The following is a 20,845-nucleotide window of genomic DNA, read 5'->3' as shown; positions in this document are numbered from 1 at the left end:
CGGATCCGGACAGGAAGAGGGCATGACCGATGACGTCCTCTTCCTCTCCGGAGAGCAGGTCACGATCACGCGTCCGAGCCGCTTCGACGGCAGCGTGGTCTTCGCCTGCGTCTCCCGGCTCTCCGCCGGCTCCGGGCCGCTGACCGGCCGCCCGGCCGCGCGCCGAGGAGGCGGTGACCGGCGCCTCCCTGGTCACGGCCCGCACACGGAGTACGACACCGGCGGTGCGCGGGGAGTGGCGCGCGCCCGGGTGCACGGTGAGGGGGAGCACCGGTGAATACGCGGTCGGCCGAGGTCGTCGTCATCGGCGGCGGCGTCATGGGCACGAGCATCGCCCGCCATCTGGCACGTGCGGGCGTCCGTGACGTGGTGCTCGTCGAGCGGGACGAGCTCGCCTCCGGCTCCACCTCGAAGGCGGCCGGCGGGGTGCGGGCGCAGTTCTCCGACGAGCTCAACATCCGGCTCGGGGCGCGCAGCCTGGAGGCGTTCGGCCGCTTCGAGGAGGAGACCGGGCAGGACATCGGGCTGCACCGGGTCGGATACCTGTTCCTGCTGTCGACGCCCGAGGAGGTCACCTCCTTCGAGGAGAGCGTCCGGCTCCAGAACTCCCTCGGCGTCCCGAGCCGCATGACCGACCCGTCCGAGGCCCGCGCTCTCTCCCCGCTCATCACCACCGACGGCCTGCTCGCCGCCGCCTTCTCGCCGGAGGACGGCCACTGCACACCGGAGTCCGTGGTGCACGGCTACGCGGCCGACGCCCGCCGTCACGGCGTGACCATCCTCCGGCACACCGAGGTCACCGGCATCGAACTGCGCGGCGATGACATCACGGCCGTCGGGACGACCAGGGGCCGGATCGCCACCGGCACCGTGATCTGCGCGGCCGGCGCCTGGTCGCGGGCCGTCGGCGCGATGGCCGGCGTGGACCTGCCGGTCGAGCCGCTGCGCCGCCAGATCGCGGTCACCGAACCGGTCCCGGGACTGCCGCCCGGCCTCCCCATGACCATCGACTTCACCAGCAGCCTCTACTTCCACCGCGAGGGACCCGGCCTCCTCCTCGGCATGTCCGACCCCGACGAGCGGCCCGGTTTCGACACCGCCACTCACGACCGCTGGATCCCCCGACTGGCCGAGGCCATGCGGCACCGCGCCCCCGCCCTCCTGGACCTGCGCCGCACCGGCGGCTGGGCCGGGCTGTACGAGATCACCCCCGACCACAACGCCCTGATCGGCGAGGCGACTTCGGTCTCCCGCTTCCTGTACGCCACCGGCTTCTCCGGCCACGGTTTCCTCCAGGGACCGGCCGTCGGCGAGGTCGTCCGCGACCTGTACCTGGGCCGCGTACCCTTCGTGGACATCAGCCCGCTCAGCGCCGGCCGGTTCGCGGCCGACGCCCCGCGTCCGGAGGCCAACCGCGTATGACCGAGCTCCATCTGTGGCTGCGCCACGAGGTCCGTTCCACCGAGCGGCGCACGCCCCTCGTGCCGTCCGACGCCCGGCGGCTCGTCGACAGCGGCGTGGCGCTGACCGTCGAGGAGTCCCCGCAGCGGATCTTCCCGATCGAGCAGTACGAGGCGGTCGGCTGCCGTGTCGCATCCGCGGGCTCGTGGGCCTCCCGGGCGCCGCGGGACGCCGTGGTCGTGGGCCTGAAGGAACTTCCCGACGAGCCCGCCGCCCTGACGCACCGGCACGTCTTCTTCGGCCACGCCTACAAGCGGCAGCCGGGCGCCCTGGACCTGCTGCGCCGGTTCGCCGCCGGGGGAGGGGCGCTGCTCGACCTGGAGTACCTGGTCGACGACCACGGCCGCAGGCTCGCCGCGTTCGGCTACTGGGCCGGATACCTGGGTGCCGCCCTGGCCGTGCTTCAGCACCGGGGCAGGCTGTCCGCACCCCTCACGCCCACCTCGCGGGAGGAACTGGAGGAGGCGCTGCGGCCCGCCGCAGGGGACGAGGAGTTCACGGCGCTGGTGATCGGGGCACTGGGCCGCAGCGGGCGGGGTGCCCGCGTCGCACTCCGGACGGCCGGGATCGAGCCCACCTGCTGGGACCTGGACGAGACCCGGAACCTGGACCGCCCGGCCCTGCTCGGCCACGACGTCCTGGTGAACTGCGTCCTCGCCACCAGCCCGATCCCGCCCTTCGTCCGCGAGGCGGACCTCGACGACCCCGCCCGCCGGCTGCGCACCCTCTCCGACGTCACCTGCGACGTCGGCTCGCCCCTGAACGTCCTCCCGGTCTACGACCGCGTCACCGAGTGGGCCGAGCCCGTCCGCCGACTGCACAAGGAGCCCCCGCTGGACCTGATCGCCATCGACAACCTGCCGTCCCTGCTCCCGGAGGAGTCAAGCGTCGGCTTCTCGGGCTCCCTGCTGCCTCTGCTGCTGGAGTTCGAGACCGGCGGTCCCTGGGGGCGCTGTCTGGAGCGGTTCCATCAGGCCTGCCGTGAACTCGGCGTCGTGGAAGGGGAGTCCCGCAGTGTCTGACCTGATTCCGGCGACCGGCACCGTGCACTGGATCGGCGCCGGGCTCTCCACCGGCGGCGGCCTGGCCGCACTGTGCGACTCGGCCGACCGTGTGATGCTGTGGCACCGCACCGAGGAGCGGGCGGAAGAGGCCCTGGAAGGGCTGGGACTGAACGGGCAGGCCGCGCCCCGCGCCTACACGCTGTCCGCGCTGGCGGCCGAACTGGCGCCCGGTGACGTCGTCGTGTCGATGCTGCCCGCGCCCGAGCACGCCGAGATCCTGGCCGCCTGTGTGCGCGAGCAGGCCCACTTCGCCTGCTCCAGCTATGTCTCCGACGCCGTCCTCGAACAGGTCCCGCAGGCGCGGAAGGCCGGGATCGTCGTCCTCACCGAGGCCGGGCTCGACCCGGGCATCGACCACCTCTTCGCGCACGACCTCGTCGACAGGGCCCGCGAGGTGATCGGCGACACGACACCGGCGTCGTACGCACTCACCTCCTACTGCGGCGGTGTCCCCGCCGTCCCGAACGACTTCAGGTACCGCTTCAGCTGGGCGCCGTACGGAGTCCTCAACGCCCTTCGCTCGCCCGCCCGTTACATCGACAACGGCACCCCGACCACCGCCGAGCGCCCCTGGGAGGCGACCCGGCGCCATGTCGTGGACGGCGAGACCTTCGAGGTCTACCCCAACCGCGACAGCGTCCCCTTCGTCGAGCAGTACGGACTGCCGGCCGCCTGGACACCGCGGACCTTCGTGCGCGGCACCCTGCGCCTCGACGGCTGGCTGCGGGCCTGGGAGCCGGTCTTCGAGGAGCTGCGGACGGGCGACGACACCCGGATCGCGGCCCTGGCCCAGGAGTTGGCGGCCAGGTACCCGACGACGGACGCCGACCGGGACCGGGTCGTCCTCGCCGTCTCCCTCGACGTGCGCGCGGAGGACGGCCGTACCTGGTCCGGGGGCTACCTCCTCGACCTGGTGGGCGACGAGGAGGACAGCGCCATGGCCCGCTGTGTCTCGCGGACCCTCGCCCTGGGCGTGGGCCACATCCTGGACGGTTCCCTCCCGGCGGGGCTGAACCGCGCCGCCGAGACCGCGGCGCGCTCACGGCAGTGGCTCGGCGAACTCGCCCGGGACGGCGTGCACTTCACGCTGCGGGTGGACCAGTAGCCGACTCGGGGCGTCCTAGTCGGCGACGGCCTCGTGGACCAGCCGCTTGAGGTCGGGGAAGAGCTTCAGCGTCTTCGGCCGGACCTGGGTGAAGAACTGCACGGTCAGATCGCGGCGCGGGTCGACCCAGAAGGTCGTGGACGCCGCCCCGCTCCAGCCGAAGGAACCCAGGCTCGACGGGGCCAGGGTGCGGGCGGGGTCGATCACCACGGAGACGCTGAGGCCGAATCCGACGCCGTCGTTGCCGGGTTCGTCGTGGGCCGGCTTGGTGCCGAAGGCGCGCAGGTCGGCGCCGCCGGGGAGGTGGTTGGAGGTCATCAGGTCCACGGTCCCGGGGGACAGCAGGCGGGTGCCGTCCAGCTCGCCGCGGCGGCGCAGGAGTTCGGCGAAGCGGTGGACGTCGTACGCCGACGCCGCCAGGCCGCCGCTGCCGGACAGCAGACGGGGGCGGCCCCGCAGCGGCAGTCCGGGGACCGGCTCGATGGTGCCGTCGTCCTTCTCGCCGTACAACTCCGAGAGCCGGTGGGCCTGTTCGTCCGTCACCCAGAAGCCGGCGTCGGTCATCCCGAGGGGGCCGAAGACGCGCTCGGCGAAGAAGGCGTCGAGGCTCTGGCCGGACGCGATCTCGATGACCCGGCCCAGGACGTTGGAGGCGACCGAGTAGTTCCACTGCGTGCCCGGCTCGAACTGGAGTGGCAGGCTCGCGTACACGGCGACGGTCTCGGCGAGGTCCGAGCCCGGCAGCACGGACGAGTCCAGACCGGCCTCGCGGTAGAGGGCGTCGACCGGGTGGGAGTGGTAGAAGGCGAAGGTCAGGCCCGCGGTGTGGGTCATCAGATGCCGGACCAGGATCGGGCCGTCGGCCGGGCGGGTGGTGAGGCTGTCGCCGGAGCCGTCCACGTAGACCCGGGGGTCCGCGAACGCCGGCAGGTAGTCGGCGACCGGGTCGTCCAGCGACAGCCGGCCCTCCTCCACCAGGATCAGGGCTGCCACGGCGGTGACCGGTTTGGTCATCGAGTAGATCCGCCACAGGGTGTCGGCCTCGACCGGCAGGCCGGCCGCGACGTCACGGCGGCCGTGCGCGGTGAGGTGGGCGACGCGTCCGCCGCGGGCGACGGACACCAGGAAACCGGGCATCCGGCCCTCGTCGACGTAGTGGGCGAAATGCTGGTCGAGGCGGTCCAGCGCCTTCGCGTCCAGCCCCACCTCACCGGGATCGACCTCTTGCCGCAGCTGTGCCATCGCTCTCCTCCGTCGCGTCCGTCGAGGTGCGGACCGACATACCCCGTCCGGACCACCTCAGACATCATCTTCGCTCAGGAAACCGCGACGAGCTGCGGGTCGGGCGGGAATCGGCGGCAGCGGGAATGCCCGGCGCCGCCGGGCCGGTTGATCGTGGTATGACTCAGGACGCGACGCAGGACGCACTGCTCCGGCTGCTCTCCGAGGGCCACGGCGGGGTGCTGGTCACCCTCAAGCGCGACGGCCGGCCCCAGCTGTCGAACGTCACCCACGCCTACTACCCCGACGAGCGGATCATCCGGGTCTCCCTCACCGACGACCGCGCCAAGACCCGCAACCTGCGCCGGGATCCCCGCGCCTCCTACCACGTGACGACGGCGGACCGGTGGGCGTACACGGTCGCCGAGGGCACGGCCGACCTCACCCCGGTGGCGAAGGAGCCGCACGACGACACCGTCGAGGAACTCGTCCGCCTGTACCGGGACGTCCAGGGCGAACACCCCGACTGGGACGACTACCGGGCGGCGATGGTCCGGGACCGCCGGCTGGTGCTGAGGCTGCGGGTGGAACGGGCGTACGGGATTCCCGCCGGGGCGATCGGCGGCTGACCGGCTTGGGTGGCGCCCAGGGGGTGCCGGGTTTGGTCTCGGGCGGGTGCGGGTGCGGGTGCGGGTGCGGTGTGGCTGGTCGCGCAGTTCCCCGCGCCCCTACGGGGGTGCAGTCGCCTGTGCCGCCACGGGCCGTTCATCACTTCCAGCCCGTCGGTCCTACGACCAGCGGCGCAGGGCGGACGGCCGATGTCCCGGGGGCGGGCGGCTGCCTACGCTGACCGGCACACCGAGGGAAGAGGTCAGCATGCCCGTCGACGGCCGCAGCCACATCCGTATCGCCCGCCCTTCCAGGGACCTGGCCGCCGCCGAGCGGTTCTGGGCCGAGGGGCTGGGTCTGGAGGTGGTGTGGCGCGCCGAGGGTGGCCCGGAACCCGGTGAGCACGACCTCCTGATGCTCGGGTGGCCGGACGCCGGCTGGCACCTGGAGCTGGTCCACGAGCAGGGCCATCCGGTCGAGCCCCGGCCCACCGACGAGGACCTGCTGGTCGTGTACGTCGACGGGCCGGTACCGCAGGACCTGGTCGCCCGTCTGGAGGCGCACGGCGGAAAGCAGGTGCGGTCGCCGAACCCGTACTGGAACGAGTGGGGTGTCACCGTGGAGGACCCCGACGGATACCGGCTCGTGCTGTGCACGCGGGGCTGGTCGAACGGGTAGGACGCCGGCCCCGGTGCCGTGGCGAGAGGGGCGGGGTCAGGCCCGTACCGTCTCCGGGCGGGGTGCCTTACGGGCGGTGCGTGAGCCGAGCTCCTCCGTGGGGACCCGGTGGGTCTCGCGGGCCGTCAGGGCGGCGATCAGCGGCGGGACGCACAGGGCCGCGGTGAACAGGGCCACCGAGGACCAGTCGGTGCCGTCGGGCCCCGCGATCTGGGCCGCGAAGGTGACCGCGAAACCGGCTACCGCGAAGCCGATCTGCGTACCGATGGCCATGCCCGACAGCCGGACCCGGGTGGAGAACATCTCGCCGTAGAAGGACGGCCAGACCCCGTTCGCGGCGCTGTAGACGACACCGAAGGTGACGATGCCGAGCAGCAGCGTCAGCGGGTAGTTGCCCGTGGAGATCGCCCAGAGGTACAGGAACATCGTCACCGCGCTGCCCACCGCGCCGATCAGGAAGACGGGGCGCCGCCCGATGCGGTCCGACAGCGTGGCCCACAGGGGGATCGCGGCGAGCGCGACGACGTTGGCCAGCGCGCCCACCCACAGCATCGAGGAACGGCTCATCCCGACCGCGTCGCTGGTCGCGTACGCCAGCGCCCACACCGTGAAGATCGTGGAGACCGAGGCGATCAGCGCGCCGCCGATCACCCGCAGCACGTCCGCCCAGTGCTCCCGCAGCAGCACCGCGAGCGGCATTTTCGGTACCCCCTCGGAGGCGGCCTGCTGCTCGAAGGCCGGTGTCTCCTCCAGCTTGCGGCGGATCACGAACCCGGCCACGGCGACCGCGACACTCAGCCAGAACGGCACCCGCCAGCCCCAGGACAGCAACTGGTCCTCGGGCAGCGCGGCGACCGGCAGGAAGACCAGGGTGGCGAGCAGCTGTCCGCCCTGGGTGCCGCTGAGCGTGAAGCTCGTGAAGAAGCCCCGCCGGTGCGCGGGCGCGTGTTCCAGGCTCATGGAGTTGGCGCTGGCCTGCTCACCGGCGGCCGAGATGCCCTGGAGGACCCGGCACAGCACCAGAAGGACCGGGGCGAGGGTGCCGACCTGGTGGCGGGTGGGCAGACAGCCGATGAGGAAGGTCGACAGGCCCATCAGGATCAGCGTGAAGACCATGATCTTCTTACGGCCGACCCGGTCCCCGAAGTGTCCGAGGAAGAGCGCGCCGACCGGCCGGGCCGCGTAGGCGACACCGAAGGTGGCCAGCGACAGCAGGGTCGCGGTGGCCGGGTCGGACTCGTCGAAGAACACCTTCGGGAAGATCAGGGCTGCGGCGCTGCCGTAGATGAAGAAGTCGTAGTACTCCAGGGCGCTGCCGATCCAGGCGGCGGTCGCCGCCTTCTTCGGTTGCCCGGCGGCTTCGGCGGGGACGGACACGGGGTGCTCCTTCGGGGGGACTCCGGGAGCTATCCAGGTAATTAACCCACTGGATAGTTAGTAGCGGTTGCGGAGGATGTTGCGCCCGCACGTCCAGGGTGTCAAGGGGTCCGGACGTGCCGGTTCACTCCGCTGCCCGGTCCGCCGTCAGATAGGCGATCACCATGTCTCCCAGCATGTTCCGGTAGTGCTCCCGCTGCTCGGCGGCCACCAGGTCGCGTCCGAACAGCGCCCCGAAGGTGTGCCGGTTGGCCACCCGGAAGAAGCAGAACGAGCTGATCATCGCGTGCAGGTCGACGGCGTCCACGTCGGCCGTGAACAGGCCGGACTCCTGCCCCGAGGCCAGGATGCGGCGGATCACGTCGAGCGCGGGGGAGCCGATCTTCCCGAGCTTCTCGGAGGCGGCGATGTGCTCGGCCCCGTGGATGTTCTCGATGCTGACCAGGCGGATGAAGTCGGGGTGCTGCTCGTGGTGGTCGAAGGTCACCTCGGCCAGCCGCCGGATCGCCGCGACCGGGTCCAGGTGCTCGACGTCCAGCTCCTGCTCGGCCTCGCGGATCACGCCGTACGCCCGCTCCAGGACGGCCGTGAAGAGCTGTTCCTTGCCGCCGAAGTAGTAGTAGATCATCCGCTTGGTGGTGCGGGTGCGGGCGGCGATCTCGTCCACGCGGGCGCCGTCGTAGCCGGCCCGGGCGAACTCGCGGGTCGCCACGTCGAGGATCTCGGCCTGGGTGCGGGCGGCGTCGCGGATCCGCCCGTGCGGTCGTGCCGGTTCGTCGACGCTGGTCATCGGATTCCTTCGGGAGAGCGGCCGGTGCCGCGATTCTAGAAGGCGCGGCCGGAGCCTTCCCCGAGGGCGCCCAGCCTGATATAGCTAACGTACTGGTTCGTACATTAATGCTGGGCTCGGGAGGTCCGCGTGGCCAAGGACTCGTTTCTCGTCGGTCTGATCGGCGCGGGCATCGGCCCCTCGCTGAGCCCGGCGCTGCACGAGCGGGAGGCGGACCGGCAGGGCCTGCGTTACCTGTACCGGCTCATCGACATCGACATGCTCGGCGTACGCCCCGAGGCGGTCGGCGATCTGCTGCGGGCCGCCCGTGACCTGGGCTTCGACGGGCTGAACATCACCCACCCCTGCAAGCAGCTGGCCATCGGGCATCTCGACGCGCTCACGCCGCAGGCCGAGGCGCTCGGCGCGGTCAACACGGTCGTCTTCGAGAACGGCCGGGCGACCGGACACAACACCGACGTGACCGGCTTCGCCGCGTCCTTCGCCCGCGGGCTGCCCGACGTGCCCCTGGAGCGGGTCGTGCAGCTGGGCGCGGGCGGCGCCGGAGCGGCCGTCGCGCACGCCACGCTCACCCTGGGCGCCGGGCGGGTCATGGTCGTCGACGCGCTCGCCGACCGGGCGGCCGACCTCGCCGCCTCCCTGAACCGGCACTTCGGCGAGGGCCGGGCCGCCGCCGCCACCCCGGACCGGCTGCCCCAGCTGCTCGCCGACGCCGACGGCCTGGTGCACGCCACCCCCACCGGCATGGCCGCCCACCCCGGCCTGCCCCTGCCCGCCGGTCTGCTCCGCCCCGAGCTGTGGGTCGCCGAGGTCGTCTACCGCCCGCTGGAGACGGAACTGCTGTGCACCGCCCGCGCGTTGGGCTGCGCCACCCTGGACGGCGGCGGCATGGCGGTCTTCCAGGCCGCGGACGCCTTCAGGCTGTTCACGGGGCGGGAACCCGACGCGGCCCGGATGCTGGCGGACATCGCGGAACTGGCGGGCGTGGCCGTGGCCCCCAAGTAACCGCGTTTCACTGGCGGTTGACGGTACGGGTGACACCGGCGAAGACCGTCGTCGCCAGGATCCAGCCCGCGATGACCAGCGCGTACGACAGCGACTGGTACCAGCCCCGCGGGGCGAAGGCGCCCTCCTGGCCGAAGGAGATCACCGGCAGCAGCAGGTCGAGGGTGTAGAAGAACGCGTTGAAGTCGGGGGCCTCGTCGGCCTTCAGCGGCGGCGGATGGTGCAGGCCGTAGGCGAGCGTGCCGAGGGCGAGCAGGCAGACCAGCCAGACGCAGGCACGCAGCGGGCGGAAGCCGTAGCCGACGGTGGCGTCCTGGACGTGGCCCCACAGGCGCCCGTACCAGGAGAGGGTGGCGCGGTGGCGGCGCTGTTTGGCGAGCTGCACCAGCCGGGCGGCGCGGTCGTCGCCGATGCGGCGATAGGCGGCGGTCAACTGCTCGTAGGCGTGGGGGACATAGCCCTCGCGGTCCCGCTCCAGCATCGGCAGGCGGCGCTCGGGCGGTTCCTGCGGGGTGAGCGAGGTGTAGACGAGCCCGTTGAACTGCACCTCGTCCGGCACCGACTCCGGCTCCAGGAACAGCTCGTCGATCTGCGCGCGGCGCAGAGTGAGGGTGCCCTCCATGGGCGGGCCCTTGCGGATCCACAGCTCCCCGATGGTGCTGCTGCTCGCCCGCAGCGCCGCGTCGCCGGGGTTCGACAGATGAGCGTAGGAGAAGTCGAGACGGCCCGCGATCCGGGCGCCCCGCAGCCCGATCCAGCCGAAGGTGTGCACCCGGCGCAGATGGACGTCGCCTTCCACGACGAGGGTCTGCGCGTCGAGGACGATGTCGCCGGGGTGGCTGAGCCGGGCGTCGTTGAGGTTGACGGAACCGGCGACGGAGGCGCCGTTGAGGCGGAGTTCACCGTGGACACGGAGTCCCGGTGCCCACAGGTCGTCGCCCGTGCTCATGTGGTTGAGCTGGAGCGCGGGTTCCCCGGCCTGGTCCGCGACGATCTCGGCGCGCTCCATGAACAGCGCCCCCGCGATCTGCGCCCCGCCGAGCCGCACCGGCCCGTTCACCCGGCAGTCCGTCATCCGCAGCACCGCCTCCACCCGCATCGTCGCGGCGGTCAGGCCGGGCAGCACGGAGTTGCTGAGGTTCAGCTGACGCAGCCGGCAGCCGTACAGCAGCGGTACGTCGTCGAAGTGGCAGTGGCTCAGGCGTACGGCGTGGTCGACCGTCCCGTACTGGAGCCCGAGCACACCGGTGATCCGGGCACCGGCCAGTTTGAGTGCGGGTATCTCCCCGTCCTCCAGCGGCCCGTTGAGCATCAGCGACCGCAACACCGAGGCGCGCACGGTGCGTTCGGCGCCCCACTCGGCGCCGCCCGACACGTCCTCGTCGTCGGCCGCGCGGAAGTCCACGGCCTCGCCCTTCGGGAAGGCGCGCCACACACGCAGTTCGGCCGGGGACAGGCTGTTGATCTCCATCAGCGGTGACTCTGACGCGAGCGTGACGAGCTGTCAACCATGCGTGTACGCAGGGGCGAAGGAGGTCGGCGTGGGCTCCGGTTCAGAGACTCATCCGAGGCCCGCGTGGGCGTATCCGCAGCTGCTTCCTGGTCGCTTCGGCGGCGATCGGGGCGGAGGGGACTTCGATGGACCGGCGGCTCTCGGCAGGCTCGCCGATCCGCGGTGTCGAACTGGCCGCGCGCCTACGCGCACCGGGTCGTCGCCCGGAGTAGAGGTGCCGAGAGGAAACAGGTCGCGAGGGACCGGACTCGACGGGGCTGACGGAGGGCCGCAGAGCCGCGACAAGTTTCGCGACATCTGTCAGGTGTCTGTGGTACTCGGCGCGGCCGAGCATGGTCGTGACGTCGTTGACCAGGCCGAACGGACTCGGGGCCAGAGCGTACTTGACTGCTTTGAGGCCGGCCTTGACCTTGGGGTCACAGTCCCGCGTGGCCTGTTCGGCCACGGTGAACGTCTGGCTGACGCCGTCGGCGGTGGGGAACCGGACGGCCGTGTTGAGGTCGAACCCGGCGGCGACGAGCCGTTCCCCGAGATGGTGCGGCTCCACTGGGGCGGACCGGTCCCGCAGGCACCGCCGTACGTCCACCAGGTCGAGGTCGTAAGCGGTGAGATGCAGCGCCAGATGCACCATGCACCGCAATGACCTGCGAGCGCTCTCCGGATCGGAGAACGTGATCCGGGGCTGCTCTTCCCGCTTCTCACCGGTGATCGCCGCCACGACATCCACGAGGCGTTCGGCGGCCTCCGCCGACCACCGCTCATACTGTTCCCCGTCGTCGTCGCGAAGGTATTTCAGAGCCTTCATGGCTGTTTTCCGCATGAGGTACGCGGCCCGCCTGACTTCATGGGGCGGACCCATGGGAGAGGTCGTCCGCCCTGTGTTCTCCGGAATCGCCGCCACGGCACTCACCCCGTTCAGTCCGCACCGATTCCGTGGATATACCCCAACGAGCCGCCTGGTACCCATACTTAAAGGGCTGAGTCCGGCATAGCGTCGACGTCCGGGCCTCCTGCACGACAACGGCCCGGGCTTCCGGCACGCCCGCTCCTCACGTCGCCCAGAGAATCGGGTGAGAGGAGAAACGTGCCGCAACCCAGGCCGCGGGATGTGTCAGGCCCTGGTGTTCCACTCCGCGATCACCGGTCGGTCGTGTTCCGTCGACAGCCGGCTCACCGTGCCGGTCGCCAGCTGGAACAGACGTCCGTCCGCCGGGGCCAGTCCCAGCCGGCGGGCCGTCAGGACCCGCAGGAAGTGGGCGTGGGCCACGAGGAGCACGTCGCCGTCGGCAAGGGCGGCGTCGACGCGGCTCAGGACCCGGTCGGCACGTCGGCCGATCTGCTCCGGCGACTCCCCGGGGTGTCCGTCCGGCCCCGGCGGGACCCCGTCGGTCCACAGGTTCCAGTCGGGGTGGGTGCGGTGGATGTCGACGGTGGTGATGCCCTCGTAGGCGCCATAGTCCCACTCGTGGAGGTCGGGGTCGGTCACGGCCCCGGTGATGCCCGCCAGTTCGGCGGTGCGTATCGCGCGGTCCAGCTCACTGGTCAGCGCGAGCGAGAAGGTCCGGTCCGAGAGGAGCGGAGCGAGTGACTTGGCCTGTTCCTCGCCGTGCTGGGTGAGGGGCAGGTCGGTCCAGCTGGTGTGCTGGCCCGACACGCTCCACTCCGTCTCGCCGTGGCGGACCAGAAGAAGATCCCCCACGGCGCGCCTACTTCTTCGCTTCGACGGCGTGCCCGCCGAACTGGTTGCGCAGCGCCGCGACCATCTTCATCTGCGGGGAGTCGTCCTGGCGGGACGCGAACCGCGCGAAGAGGGAGGCGGTGATGGTGGGCAGCGGCACCGCGTTGTCCACGGCGGCCTCCACGGTCCAGCGGCCCTCGCCGGAGTCCTCCGCGTAGCCCCTGAGCTTGTCCAGGTGCTCGTCCTCGTCGAGGGCGTTGACCGCGAGGTCGAGCAGCCAGGAGCGGATGACGGTCCCCTCCTGCCAGGAGCGGAACACCTCCCGCACGCTGTCCACCGACTCGACCTTCTCCAGCAGCTCCCAGCCCTCGGCGTAGGCCTGCATCATGGCGTACTCGATGCCGTTGTGGACCATCTTGGAGAAGTGCCCGGCGCCGACCTTGCCCGCGTGGACATAGCCGTACGGCCCCTCGGGCTTGAGCGCCTCGAAGATCGGCTGGAGCCGGTCCACGTGCTCCTTGTCGCCGCCGACCATGAGGGCGTAGCCGTTCTGCAGGCCCCACACCCCGCCGGAGACGCCGGCGTCGACGAAGCCGATGCCCTTGGCGCCGAGCTCCTCGGCGTGCTTCTCGTCGTCGCTCCAGCGGGAGTTGCCGCCGTCGACCACGGTGTCACCGGGGGAGAGGAGGTCGCCGAGCTCGTCCACGACGGACTGGGTGGCGGCGCCGGCCGGGACCATCACCCACACCGTGCGCGGCGCTTCGAGCTTGTCGACCAGTTCGGCGAGGCTCGCCACGTCGGAGACCTCGGGATTGCGGTCGTAGCCGACGACGGTGTGGCCCGCGCGGCGGATGCGCTCGCGCATGTTGCCGCCCATCTTGCCGAGGCCGATCAGTCCCAACTGCATGTCAGTGCACTTCCTTCAGTTCACGGTAGGCGGCCACGAGGGCGGTGGTGGAGGAGTCGAGACCGGGGACCTCGGCACCCTCGGTCAGGGCGGGCTCGACACGCTTGGCGAGGACCTTGCCGAGCTCGACGCCCCACTGGTCGAAGGAGTCGATGTTCCAGACCGCGCCCTGGACGAACACCTTGTGCTCGTAGAGGGCGATCAGCTGGCCCAGGACCGACGGCGTCAGCGCGCGCGCCAGGATGGTCGTGGTCGGGTGGTTGCCCTGGAAGGTGCGGTGGGCCACCTGCTCCTCGGCCACGCCCTCCGCGCGCACCTCCTCGGCGGTCTTGCCGAAGGCGAGCGCCTGCCCCTGTGCGAACAGGTTGGCCATCAACAGGTCGTGCTGCGCCTTGAGTTCGTCACTCAGCTCGTCGACCGGGCGGGCGAAGCCGATCAGGTCGGCCGGGATGAGCTTGGTGCCCTGGTGGATCAACTGGTAGTAGGCGTGCTGCCCGTTGGTGCCGGGCGTGCCCCACACCACCGGACCGGTCTGCCACTGGACGGGGTCGCCGTCACGCTGCACCGACTTGCCGTTGGACTCCATGTCCAGCTGCTGGAGGTAGGCGGTGAACTTCGACAGGTAGTGGCTGTACGGCAGCACCGCGTGCGACTGGGCGTCGTGGAAGTTGCCGTACCAGACGCCCAACAGGCCGAGGATCAGCGGGGCGTTGGCCTCGGCGGGCGCGTTCTGGAAGTGCTCGTCGACGATCCGGAAGCCGTCGAGCATCTCCCGGAAGCGGTCCGGGCCGATGGCGATCATCAGGGAGAGGCCGATCGCCGAGTCGTAGGAGTAGCGGCCGCCGACCCAGTCCCAGAACTCGAACATGTTGTCCGGGTCGATGCCGAAGTCGGTGACCTTCTCGGCGTTCGTCGACAGGGCGACGAAGTGCTTGGCGACCGCCTTCTCGTCGCGGAGTCCGGCCGGGCCGTCGAGCAGCCAGGTGCGGGCCGAGGTGGCGTTGGTGATCGTCTCGATCGTGGTGAAGGTCTTGGACGCGACGATGAACAGGGTCTCCGCCGGGTCCAGGTCGCGGACCGCCTCGTGCAGGTCGGCGCCGTCCACGTTGGACACGAAGCGGAAGGTCAACTCCCGTGCCGTGAACGCCCGCAGGGCCTCGTAGGCCATGGCGGGACCGAGGTCCGAGCCGCCGATGCCGATGTTGACGACGTTCTTGATGCGCTTGCCGGTGTGGCCGGTCCACTCGCCGGAGCGGACCCGGTTCGCGAAGTCGCTCATCTTGTCGAGCACGGCGTGCACGCGCGGCACGACGTTCTCGCCGTCGACCTCGACCACTGCGCCCGCGGGGGCGCGCAGCGCGGTGTGCAGGACCGCCCGGTCCTCGGTGAGGTTGATCCGCTCACCGCGGAACATGGCGTCCCGCAGCCCGAACACGTCGGTGGCGGTGGCCAGTTCCTGAAGCAGGGCCAGCGTCTCGTCGGTGATCAGGTGCTTGGAGTAGTCGATGCGCAGGTCGCCCACGCGCACCACGTACCGCTCCGCGCGCCCGGGATCATCGGCGAACAGTTCACGCAGATGGGCCTGTTGCCCGGCGCGGTGGTCCTCCAGGGCCGTCCACTCGGGGCGGCGCGTGAGCAGAGGGGAGTCAGACATGAGCAGGGGTCTCCTTGGTGGCCTCGCCCCGCAGGGCGACGGCGTACATCTCGTCGGCGTCGAGGCGGCGGAGCTCCTCGGCGATGAGTTCGGAGGTGGTGCGGACCTTCAGCGCGAGGGTGCGCGACGGCTGTCCCGGCAGGGACAGCGTGGCCAGCGGGCCCTCGGGGCGGTCGATGACGATCTCGCCGTTCGCGGTGCCCAGGCGGACGGCCGTGACCACCGGTCCCGCGGTGACCACGCGGTCGATCTTCACCTTCAGGCGCGCCTCCAGCCAGCGGGCCAGCAGCTCGGCGGCCGGATTGTCGGCCTCGGCCTCCACGGCTCCGGAGATGATCTCCGCGCGGGCCTGGTCGAGGGCCGCCGCCAGCATCGAGCGCCACGGCGTCAGCCGGGTCCAGGCGAGGTCGGTGTCGCCCGGCGCGTAGGAGCGGACCCGGGCCGCGAGCACGTCGAGGGGGTTCTCGACGGCGTACAGGTCGGTGATCCGGCGCTGGGCGAGCGCGCCCAGCGGGTCCTTGGCCGGGTTCTCCGGCGCGTCCACCGGCCACCACACGACGACCGGGGCGTCCGGCAGCAGCAGCGGCAGCACCACGGAATCGGCGTGGTCGGAGACCTCGCCGTAGGTCCGCAGGATCACCGTCTCGCCGGTGCCGGCGTCGGCGCCCACCCGGACCTCGGCGTCCAGCTTGGACGCCATCCGGTCGCGGGCGGTGCGGGCGTGCCGCTTGATGACGACCAGGGTGCGCGAGGGGTGCTCGTGCGAGGCCTCCTCGGCCGCCTTGATCGCGTCGTAGGCGTTCTCCTCGTCCGTGACGATCACCATCGTCAGGACCATGCCCACCGCGGGGGTTCCGATGGCGCGGCGACCCTGCACCAGCGCCTTGTTGATCTTGCTTGCCGTGGTGTCGGTCAGGTCGATCTTCATGGCCTGCGCCAGCTCCGTCCGTCTCGTGCGAGCATCTCGTCGGCTTCCTCGGGTCCCCAGGTACCCGACGCGTACTGCGCCGGACGGCCGTGGTTCGCCCAGTACTCCTCGATCGGGTCGAGGATCTTCCAGGACTCTTCCACTTCCTGGTGACGCGGGAACAGGTTGGCGTCCCCGAGGAGGACGTCCAGGATGAGCCGCTCGTACGCCTCCGGGCTGGACTCGGTGAACGACTCGCCGTAGGCGAAGTCCATCGTCACGTCCCGGATCTCCATCGAGGTGCCCGGCACCTTCGACCCGAACCGGACCGTCATGCCCTCGTCGGGTTGCACGCGGATGACGATGGCGTTGGAGCCGAGCTCCTCGGTGGCCGTCGTGTCGAAGGGGGAGTGCGGGGCCGTCTGGAAGACGACCGCGATCTCGGTGACCCGGCGTCCGAGCCGCTTGCCGGTGCGCAGGTAGAAGGGGACGCCCGCCCAGCGGCGGTTGTCGACGTTCAGCCTGATGGCGGCGTACGTGTCGGTGGTGGACGCCTTGTCGATGCCGTCCTCCTCCAAGTAGCCGAGCACCTTCTCGCCGCCCTGCCAGGCGCCCGCGTACTGCCCGCGCACGGCGTGCTTGCCGATGTCCTCCGGCAGCTTCACGGCCCTGAGGACCTTCAGCTTCTCGGTCAGCAGCGACTCGGCGTCGAAGGCGGCCGGCTCCTCCATGGCGGTGAGCGCCATCAGCTGGAGCAGGTGGTTCTGGATGACGTCACGGGCGGCGCCGATGCCGTCGTAGTAGCCGGCCCGGCCGCCGATGCCGATGTCCTCGGCCATCGTGATCTGCACGTGGTCGACGTACGAGCGGTTCCAGATGGGCTCGTACATCTGGTTGGCGAAGCGCAGCGCCAGGATGTTCTGGACGGTCTCCTTGCCCAGGTAGTGGTCGATGCGGAACACCTGGTCCGGTTCGAACACGTCGTGCACGAGGGCGTTGAGCTCGCGGGCGCTCTTCAGGTCGCGGCCGAACGGCTTCTCGATGACCGCGCGCCGCCAGGACCCCTCGGGCGCGTCGGCCAGCCCGTGCTTCTTGAGCTGCTGGACGACCTTCGGGAAGAACTTCGGCGGTACGGAGAGGTAGAAGGCGTAGTTGCCGCTCGTGCCGCGGGCCTTGTCGAGGTCCTCGACGGTCTGTCGGAGCTGCTTGAACGCCGTGTCGTCGTCGAAGTCGCCCGGGATGAACCGCATGCCCTCGGCGAGCTGCTGCCAGACCTCCTCACGGAACTCGGTCCGCGCGTGCTCGCGCACGGAGTCGTGCACGATCTGCGCGAAGTCCTCGTCCTCCCAGTCCCGGCGGGCGAATCCGACGAGCGAGAAGCCCGGCGGGAGCATGCCGCGGTTGGCGAGGTCGTAGACGGCCGGCATCAGCTTCTTGCGGGACAGGTCGCCGGTGACACCGAAGATGACGAGCCCGGACGGCCCGGCGATCCGGGGGAGACGCCGGTCGCGCTCGTCGCGCAGGGGGTTCTCCCAGTCGGCGGTGATGGTCATTCCGCGTCAACTCCCTTGCTGTTCAGCGACTTGGTGACGGCGTCCAGCAGGTCCTGCCAGGCCGCCTCGAACTTGGCCACGCCCTCGTCCTCCAGCTGCTGCACGACCTCGTCGTAGGAGACACCCAGCGCCTCCACGGCGGCCAGGTCGGCGCGGGCCTGCGCGTAGCCGCCGGTCACCGTGTCGCCGGTGATGTCGCCGTGGTCGGCGGTGGCGTTCAGCGTGGCCTCGGGCATGGTGTTGACCGTGCCGGGCGCGACCAGGTCGTCGACGTACAGGGTGTCCTTGTAGGCCGGGTCCTTCACGCCCGTCGAGGCCCACAGCGGGCGCTGCCTGTTGGCGCGGGCGCCGCCGAGGGAGTCCCAGCGAGCCGAGGAGAAGACCTCCTCGTACGCCTCGTAGGCGAGCCGCGCGTTGGCGAGCGCCGCCCGGCCCTTGAGCGCGAGGGCCTTCTCCGTGCCGAGGACCGTGAGCCGCTTGTCGATCTCGGAGTCGACGCGGGAGACGAAGAAGGAGGCGACGGAGTGGATCGTGGCGAGGTCGAGGCCCTTCTTCGCGGCCTTCTCCAGGCCGGCGAGGTAGGCGTCCATGACCTCGCGGTAGCGCTCCAGGGAGAAGATCAGCGTGACGTTGACGCTGATCCCGAGGCCGATGACCTCGGTGATCGCCGGGAGGCCCGCCTTCGTCGCCGGGATCTTGATCATGACGTTCGGGCGGTCCACGAGCCAGGCGAGCTGCTTGGCCTCGGCGATCGTGGCCCGGGTGTCGTGGGCCAGACGCGGGTCGACCTCGATGGAGACCCGGCCGTCCCGGCCGCCGGTCGCCTCGTACACCGGACGCAGGACGTCGGCGGCGGCGCGGACGTCGGCCGTGGTCATCATCCGTACGGCCTCGTCGACCGTCACGCCCCGGGTCGCGAGGTCGCTCAGCTGCTCCTCGTAGCCCGCTCCCGAGCCGATGGCGGCCTGGAAGATGGACGGGTTGGTGGTCACGCCGACGACGTGCTTCGTGGCGACGAGCTCGGCGAGGTTCCCCGACTCGATCCGCCCCCGCGACAGGTCGTCCAGCCAGATGGAGACGCCCTCGTCGGACAGGCGCTTGAGTGCTCCCGCGGGTGCGGTCGCTTCGGTCACAGTGATCATCTTCTTTCTGGCGGTCGGATCAACCACGCGCGGCGGCCAGTGATTCCCTGGCTGCGGCGGCGACGTTCTCGGCGGTGAAGCCGAACTCGGCGAACAGGGTCTTGGCGTCGGCGGAGGCGCCGAAGTGTTCGAGGGAGACGATGCGTCCTGCGTCACCTGTGAAGCGGTACCACGTGAGACCGATAGCGGCCTCGATTGCGACGCGGGCTCGCACGGACGGCGGAAGGACGCGCTCCCGGTACTCCCGCGGCTGCTCCTCGAACCACTCCACGGACGGCATCGACACCACCCGGGTGCCGACCCCCTCCGCCTCCAGCTGCTCCCGCGCGGCGACGGCGAGCTGGACCTCGGAGCCGGTGGCGATGAGGACGACGTCGGGAACCTCCGTGGAGGAGTCCCGGAGCACGTACCCGCCCTTGGCCGCGTCCGGGTTCGGGGCGTACGTCGGGACACCCTGGCGGGTGAGTGCGAGGCCGTGCGGGGCCGGGTTCGTGGCGTGCCGCTTGAGGATCTCGGCCCAGGCGATCGCGGTCTCGTTGGCGTCGGCCGGGCGCACGACGTTCAGGCCCGGGATGGCGCGCAGGGACGCGAGGTGCTCGACCGGCTGGTGCGTCGGGCCGTCCTCGCCGAGGCCGATGGAGTCGTGCGTCCACACGTAGGTGACGGGCAGCTGCATCAGCGCGGACAGGCGCACGGCGTTGCGCATGTAGTCGGAGAACACCAGGAAGGTGCCGCCGTAGATCCGCGTGTTGCCGTGCAGCGCGATGCCGTTCATCTCGGCGGCCATCGAGTGCTCGCGGATCCCGAAGTGGACGGTTCGGCCGTACGGGTCGGCCTCCGGCAGCGCGTTGCCCTTCGGGAGGAAGGACGACGTCTTGTCGATCGTGGTGTTGTTCGAGCCGGCGAGGTCGGCGGAACCGCCCCACAGCTCGGGGAGCACCGGGCCGAGCGCCTGGAGGACCTTGCCGGAGGCGGCGCGGGTGGCGACGGACGTGCCCTCCTCGAAGACCGGGATCGCGGACTCCCATCCCTCCGGGAGCTGGCCGGCGACGACCCGGTCGAAGAGCTCGGCCCGCTCGGGCTGCTCACCGCGCCACGCGGAGATCTGCTTGTCCCAGGCCGCGTGCGCCTCGGCGCCCCGGTCCAGGGCCTGGCGGGTGTGACGGATGACCTCGTCGGAGACCTCGAAGGTCTTGTCCGGGTCGAAACCGAGCACCCGCTTGGTCGCGGCGACCTCGTCCGCGCCGAGCGCGGAGCCGTGGGCGGCCTCGGTGTTCTGCGCGTTCGGGGCGGGCCAGGCGATGATCGTGCGCATCGCGATGATCGAGGGGCGCTCGGTCTCGGCCCGGGCCGCCTTCAGGGCGGCGTACAGGGCGTGGACGTCGACGTCGCCGTCGGCGCCGGGCTCGATGCGCTGGGTGTGCCAGCCGTAGGCCTCGTACCGCTTCAGCACGTCCTCGGAGAAAGCGGTGGCGGTGTCGCCCTCGATGGAGATGTGGTTGTCGTCGTAGACGAAGACCAGGTTGCCGAGCTTCTGGTGGCCCGCGAGGGAGGAGGCCTCGGCGGAGATGCCCTCCTCCAGGTCGCCGTCGGAGACGATCGCCCAGACGGTGTGGTCGAAGGGGGACTCGCCCTCGGGGGCCTCGGGGTCGAAGAGGCCGCGCTCGTAGCGGGCGGCCATCGCCATGCCGACGGCGTTGGCGACACCCTGGCCGAGCGGCCCGGTGGTGGTCTCGACGCCCGCGGTGTGCCCGTACTCGGGGTGACCGGGCGTCTTGGAGCCGTGGGTCCGGAAGGCCTTGAGGTCGTCCAGCTCCAGCTCGTACCCGGAGAGGTAGAGCTGGGTGTAGAGCGTCAGCGAGGTGTGCCCGGGGGAGAGGACGAAGCGGTCACGGCCGGTCCACTCGGGGTCCGCCGGATCGTGACGCATCACCTTCTGAAAGATCGTGTACGCCGCGGGAGCCAGGGCCATCGCGGTGCCGGGGTGCCCGTTGCCGACCTGCTGCACGGCATCCGCCGCCAAGAGGCGGGCGGTGTCGACGGCACGCCGGTCGAGTTCGGTCCATTCGAAGCTGTCCGGGGTCTGCGTGCTCATCTTCAAGAAGTCCTCGATCGGAGGGGGATAGCTGGTCTGACGTGTTCAAACTTAAAAGTCTGACTTTTAGGGGGGAAGGTCGCGGT

Annotated in this window: 19 protein-coding genes; 7 read left to right on the top strand and 12 right to left on the bottom strand. The window is 71.0% G+C overall.

Annotated elements, in window-relative coordinates; genetic code table 11:
* The first annotated feature begins 22 nt into the window (after positions 1 to 22).
* Genes ACFYZ8_RS41960 through ACFYZ8_RS41945 form a run of 4 tightly spaced genes read left to right on the top strand, consistent with a single transcriptional unit; the run spans position 23 to position 3,630 of the window.
* Positions 23 to 277 carry a hypothetical protein gene (locus ACFYZ8_RS41960; protein WP_388532192.1) on the top strand — a complete coding sequence of 85 codons (255 nt, stop codon included), beginning with the start codon at positions 23 to 25 and terminating at the stop codon, positions 275 to 277.
* Positions 274 to 1,422 carry an FAD-binding oxidoreductase gene (locus ACFYZ8_RS41955; RefSeq protein ID WP_359029757.1) on the top strand — a complete coding sequence of 383 codons (1,149 nt, stop codon included), beginning with the start codon at positions 274 to 276 and terminating at the stop codon, positions 1,420 to 1,422. Before ACFYZ8_RS41960 ends, ACFYZ8_RS41955 begins: the two co-directional genes overlap by 4 nt.
* Entirely contained in the window at positions 1,419 to 2,483 is a 1,065-nt protein-coding gene (locus ACFYZ8_RS41950; protein WP_388532194.1) for a saccharopine dehydrogenase, read from the top strand. Before ACFYZ8_RS41955 ends, ACFYZ8_RS41950 begins: the two co-directional genes overlap by 4 nt.
* Positions 2,476 to 3,630, top strand: a complete 1,155-nt coding sequence (locus ACFYZ8_RS41945; RefSeq protein ID WP_388532195.1) for a saccharopine dehydrogenase family protein — start codon at positions 2,476 to 2,478, stop codon at positions 3,628 to 3,630. Before ACFYZ8_RS41950 ends, ACFYZ8_RS41945 begins: the two co-directional genes overlap by 8 nt.
* Before the next feature lie 15 nt (positions 3,631 to 3,645).
* Here the strand turns inward: ACFYZ8_RS41945 and ACFYZ8_RS41940 are convergent, their stop codons facing one another.
* Entirely contained in the window at positions 3,646 to 4,872 is a 1,227-nt protein-coding gene (locus ACFYZ8_RS41940; protein ID WP_388532197.1) for a serine hydrolase domain-containing protein, read from the bottom strand.
* Between the two features lie 158 nt (positions 4,873 to 5,030).
* Here ACFYZ8_RS41940 and ACFYZ8_RS41935 point away from each other — a divergent pair, with 158 nt between their 5' ends.
* Both ACFYZ8_RS41935 and ACFYZ8_RS41930 read left to right on the top strand, forming a co-directional pair.
* On the top strand, positions 5,031 to 5,480 hold the full coding sequence (locus tag ACFYZ8_RS41935; protein ID WP_359029762.1) for a PPOX class F420-dependent oxidoreductase: 450 nt from the start codon (positions 5,031 to 5,033) through the stop codon (positions 5,478 to 5,480).
* A gap of 247 nt (positions 5,481 to 5,727) precedes the next feature.
* Positions 5,728 to 6,138, top strand: a complete 411-nt coding sequence (locus tag ACFYZ8_RS41930) for a VOC family protein (RefSeq protein ID WP_359029763.1) — start codon at positions 5,728 to 5,730, stop codon at positions 6,136 to 6,138.
* Positions 6,139 to 6,174: 36 nt separating this feature from the next.
* Here ACFYZ8_RS41930 and ACFYZ8_RS41925 read toward each other — a convergent pair whose 3' ends face one another.
* The gene (locus ACFYZ8_RS41925; RefSeq protein ID WP_359029764.1) at positions 6,175 to 7,515 is read right to left on the bottom strand and encodes an MFS transporter; all 1,341 of its coding nucleotides are present in this window, start codon (positions 7,513 to 7,515) and stop codon (positions 6,175 to 6,177) included.
* Positions 7,516 to 7,639: 124 nt separating this feature from the next.
* Complete coding sequence (locus tag ACFYZ8_RS41920) at positions 7,640 to 8,305, bottom strand: TetR/AcrR family transcriptional regulator (protein ID WP_388532198.1); 666 nt, start codon at positions 8,303 to 8,305, stop codon at positions 7,640 to 7,642.
* A 129-nt stretch (positions 8,306 to 8,434) separates the two neighbouring features.
* Between ACFYZ8_RS41920 and ACFYZ8_RS41915 the strand changes: the two genes are divergently transcribed.
* On the top strand, positions 8,435 to 9,310 hold the full coding sequence (locus tag ACFYZ8_RS41915; RefSeq protein ID WP_388532199.1) for a shikimate dehydrogenase: 876 nt from the start codon (positions 8,435 to 8,437) through the stop codon (positions 9,308 to 9,310).
* A gap of 7 nt (positions 9,311 to 9,317) precedes the next feature.
* Here ACFYZ8_RS41915 and ACFYZ8_RS41910 read toward each other — a convergent pair whose 3' ends face one another.
* The 9 genes from ACFYZ8_RS41910 to tkt all read right to left on the bottom strand — a co-directional run bounded on the left by ACFYZ8_RS41910 (position 9,318) and on the right by tkt (position 20,759).
* Positions 9,318 to 10,781 (bottom strand): membrane-associated oxidoreductase, encoded by a 1,464-nt coding sequence (locus tag ACFYZ8_RS41910; protein WP_388532200.1) that lies wholly within the window; start codon positions 10,779 to 10,781, stop codon positions 9,318 to 9,320.
* Positions 10,782 to 10,863: 82 nt separating this feature from the next.
* Positions 10,864 to 11,628 (bottom strand): hypothetical protein, encoded by a 765-nt coding sequence (locus ACFYZ8_RS41905; RefSeq protein ID WP_388532202.1) that lies wholly within the window; start codon positions 11,626 to 11,628, stop codon positions 10,864 to 10,866.
* 306 nt (positions 11,629 to 11,934) lie between these two features.
* Positions 11,935 to 12,522 carry a histidine phosphatase family protein gene (locus tag ACFYZ8_RS41900; RefSeq protein WP_388532203.1) on the bottom strand — a complete coding sequence of 196 codons (588 nt, stop codon included), beginning with the start codon at positions 12,520 to 12,522 and terminating at the stop codon, positions 11,935 to 11,937.
* Positions 12,523 to 12,529: 7 nt separating this feature from the next.
* Positions 12,530 to 13,408 carry a phosphogluconate dehydrogenase (NAD(+)-dependent, decarboxylating) gene (gene gnd, locus ACFYZ8_RS41895; protein ID WP_388532205.1) on the bottom strand — a complete coding sequence of 293 codons (879 nt, stop codon included), beginning with the start codon at positions 13,406 to 13,408 and terminating at the stop codon, positions 12,530 to 12,532.
* A 1-nt stretch (position 13,409) separates the two neighbouring features.
* Positions 13,410 to 15,062 (bottom strand): glucose-6-phosphate isomerase, encoded by a 1,653-nt coding sequence (gene pgi / locus ACFYZ8_RS41890; RefSeq protein WP_388532207.1) that lies wholly within the window; start codon positions 15,060 to 15,062, stop codon positions 13,410 to 13,412.
* Positions 15,055 to 15,990 carry a glucose-6-phosphate dehydrogenase assembly protein OpcA gene (gene opcA / locus ACFYZ8_RS41885; RefSeq protein WP_359029772.1) on the bottom strand — a complete coding sequence of 312 codons (936 nt, stop codon included), beginning with the start codon at positions 15,988 to 15,990 and terminating at the stop codon, positions 15,055 to 15,057. The genes pgi and opcA overlap by 8 nt, the downstream gene beginning before the upstream one ends.
* On the bottom strand, positions 15,987 to 17,522 hold the full coding sequence (gene zwf, locus ACFYZ8_RS41880; protein ID WP_359029773.1) for a glucose-6-phosphate dehydrogenase: 1,536 nt from the start codon (positions 17,520 to 17,522) through the stop codon (positions 15,987 to 15,989). Before zwf ends, opcA begins: the two co-directional genes overlap by 4 nt.
* Positions 17,519 to 18,664, bottom strand: coding sequence for a transaldolase (gene tal / locus ACFYZ8_RS41875; RefSeq protein WP_359029774.1), 1,146 nt, complete (start codon positions 18,662 to 18,664; stop codon positions 17,519 to 17,521). Before tal ends, zwf begins: the two co-directional genes overlap by 4 nt.
* Positions 18,665 to 18,683: 19 nt before the next feature.
* Positions 18,684 to 20,759 carry a transketolase gene (tkt, locus tag ACFYZ8_RS41870; protein WP_388532209.1) on the bottom strand — a complete coding sequence of 692 codons (2,076 nt, stop codon included), beginning with the start codon at positions 20,757 to 20,759 and terminating at the stop codon, positions 18,684 to 18,686.
* Positions 20,760 to 20,845: the final 86 nt, after the last annotated feature.

This window comes from Streptomyces sp. NPDC001668, assembly GCF_042893155.1.
In the GTDB taxonomy this organism is placed as follows: domain Bacteria; phylum Actinomycetota; class Actinomycetes; order Streptomycetales; family Streptomycetaceae; genus Streptomyces.
The sequence above is the reverse complement of the archived record's forward strand: the minus strand, read 5'-3'. Positions and strand labels throughout refer to the sequence as shown.

Coding starts and splice junctions, on each gene's coding strand:
- zwf (WP_359029773.1), bottom strand. CDS start 17,522: ATGACCATCACCGCCGACTGGGAGAACCCCCTGCGCGACGAGCGCGAC.
- ACFYZ8_RS41960 (WP_388532192.1), top strand. CDS start 23: ATGACCGATGACGTCCTCTTCCTCTCCGGAGAGCAGGTCACGATCACG.
- ACFYZ8_RS41910 (WP_388532200.1), bottom strand. CDS start 10,781: ATGGAGATCAACAGCCTGTCCCCGGCCGAACTGCGTGTGTGGCGCGCC.
- ACFYZ8_RS41950 (WP_388532194.1), top strand. CDS start 1,419: ATGACCGAGCTCCATCTGTGGCTGCGCCACGAGGTCCGTTCCACCGAG.
- gnd (WP_388532205.1), bottom strand. CDS start 13,408: ATGCAGTTGGGACTGATCGGCCTCGGCAAGATGGGCGGCAACATGCGC.
- tal (WP_359029774.1), bottom strand. CDS start 18,664: ATGATCACTGTGACCGAAGCGACCGCACCCGCGGGAGCACTCAAGCGC.
- pgi (WP_388532207.1), bottom strand. CDS start 15,062: ATGTCTGACTCCCCTCTGCTCACGCGCCGCCCCGAGTGGACGGCCCTG.
- ACFYZ8_RS41935 (WP_359029762.1), top strand. CDS start 5,031: ATGACTCAGGACGCGACGCAGGACGCACTGCTCCGGCTGCTCTCCGAG.
- ACFYZ8_RS41905 (WP_388532202.1), bottom strand. CDS start 11,628: ATGAAGGCTCTGAAATACCTTCGCGACGACGACGGGGAACAGTATGAG.
- ACFYZ8_RS41930 (WP_359029763.1), top strand. CDS start 5,728: ATGCCCGTCGACGGCCGCAGCCACATCCGTATCGCCCGCCCTTCCAGG.
- ACFYZ8_RS41920 (WP_388532198.1), bottom strand. CDS start 8,305: ATGACCAGCGTCGACGAACCGGCACGACCGCACGGGCGGATCCGCGAC.
- ACFYZ8_RS41940 (WP_388532197.1), bottom strand. CDS start 4,872: ATGGCACAGCTGCGGCAAGAGGTCGATCCCGGTGAGGTGGGGCTGGAC.
- tkt (WP_388532209.1), bottom strand. CDS start 20,759: ATGAGCACGCAGACCCCGGACAGCTTCGAATGGACCGAACTCGACCGG.
- opcA (WP_359029772.1), bottom strand. CDS start 15,990: ATGAAGATCGACCTGACCGACACCACGGCAAGCAAGATCAACAAGGCG.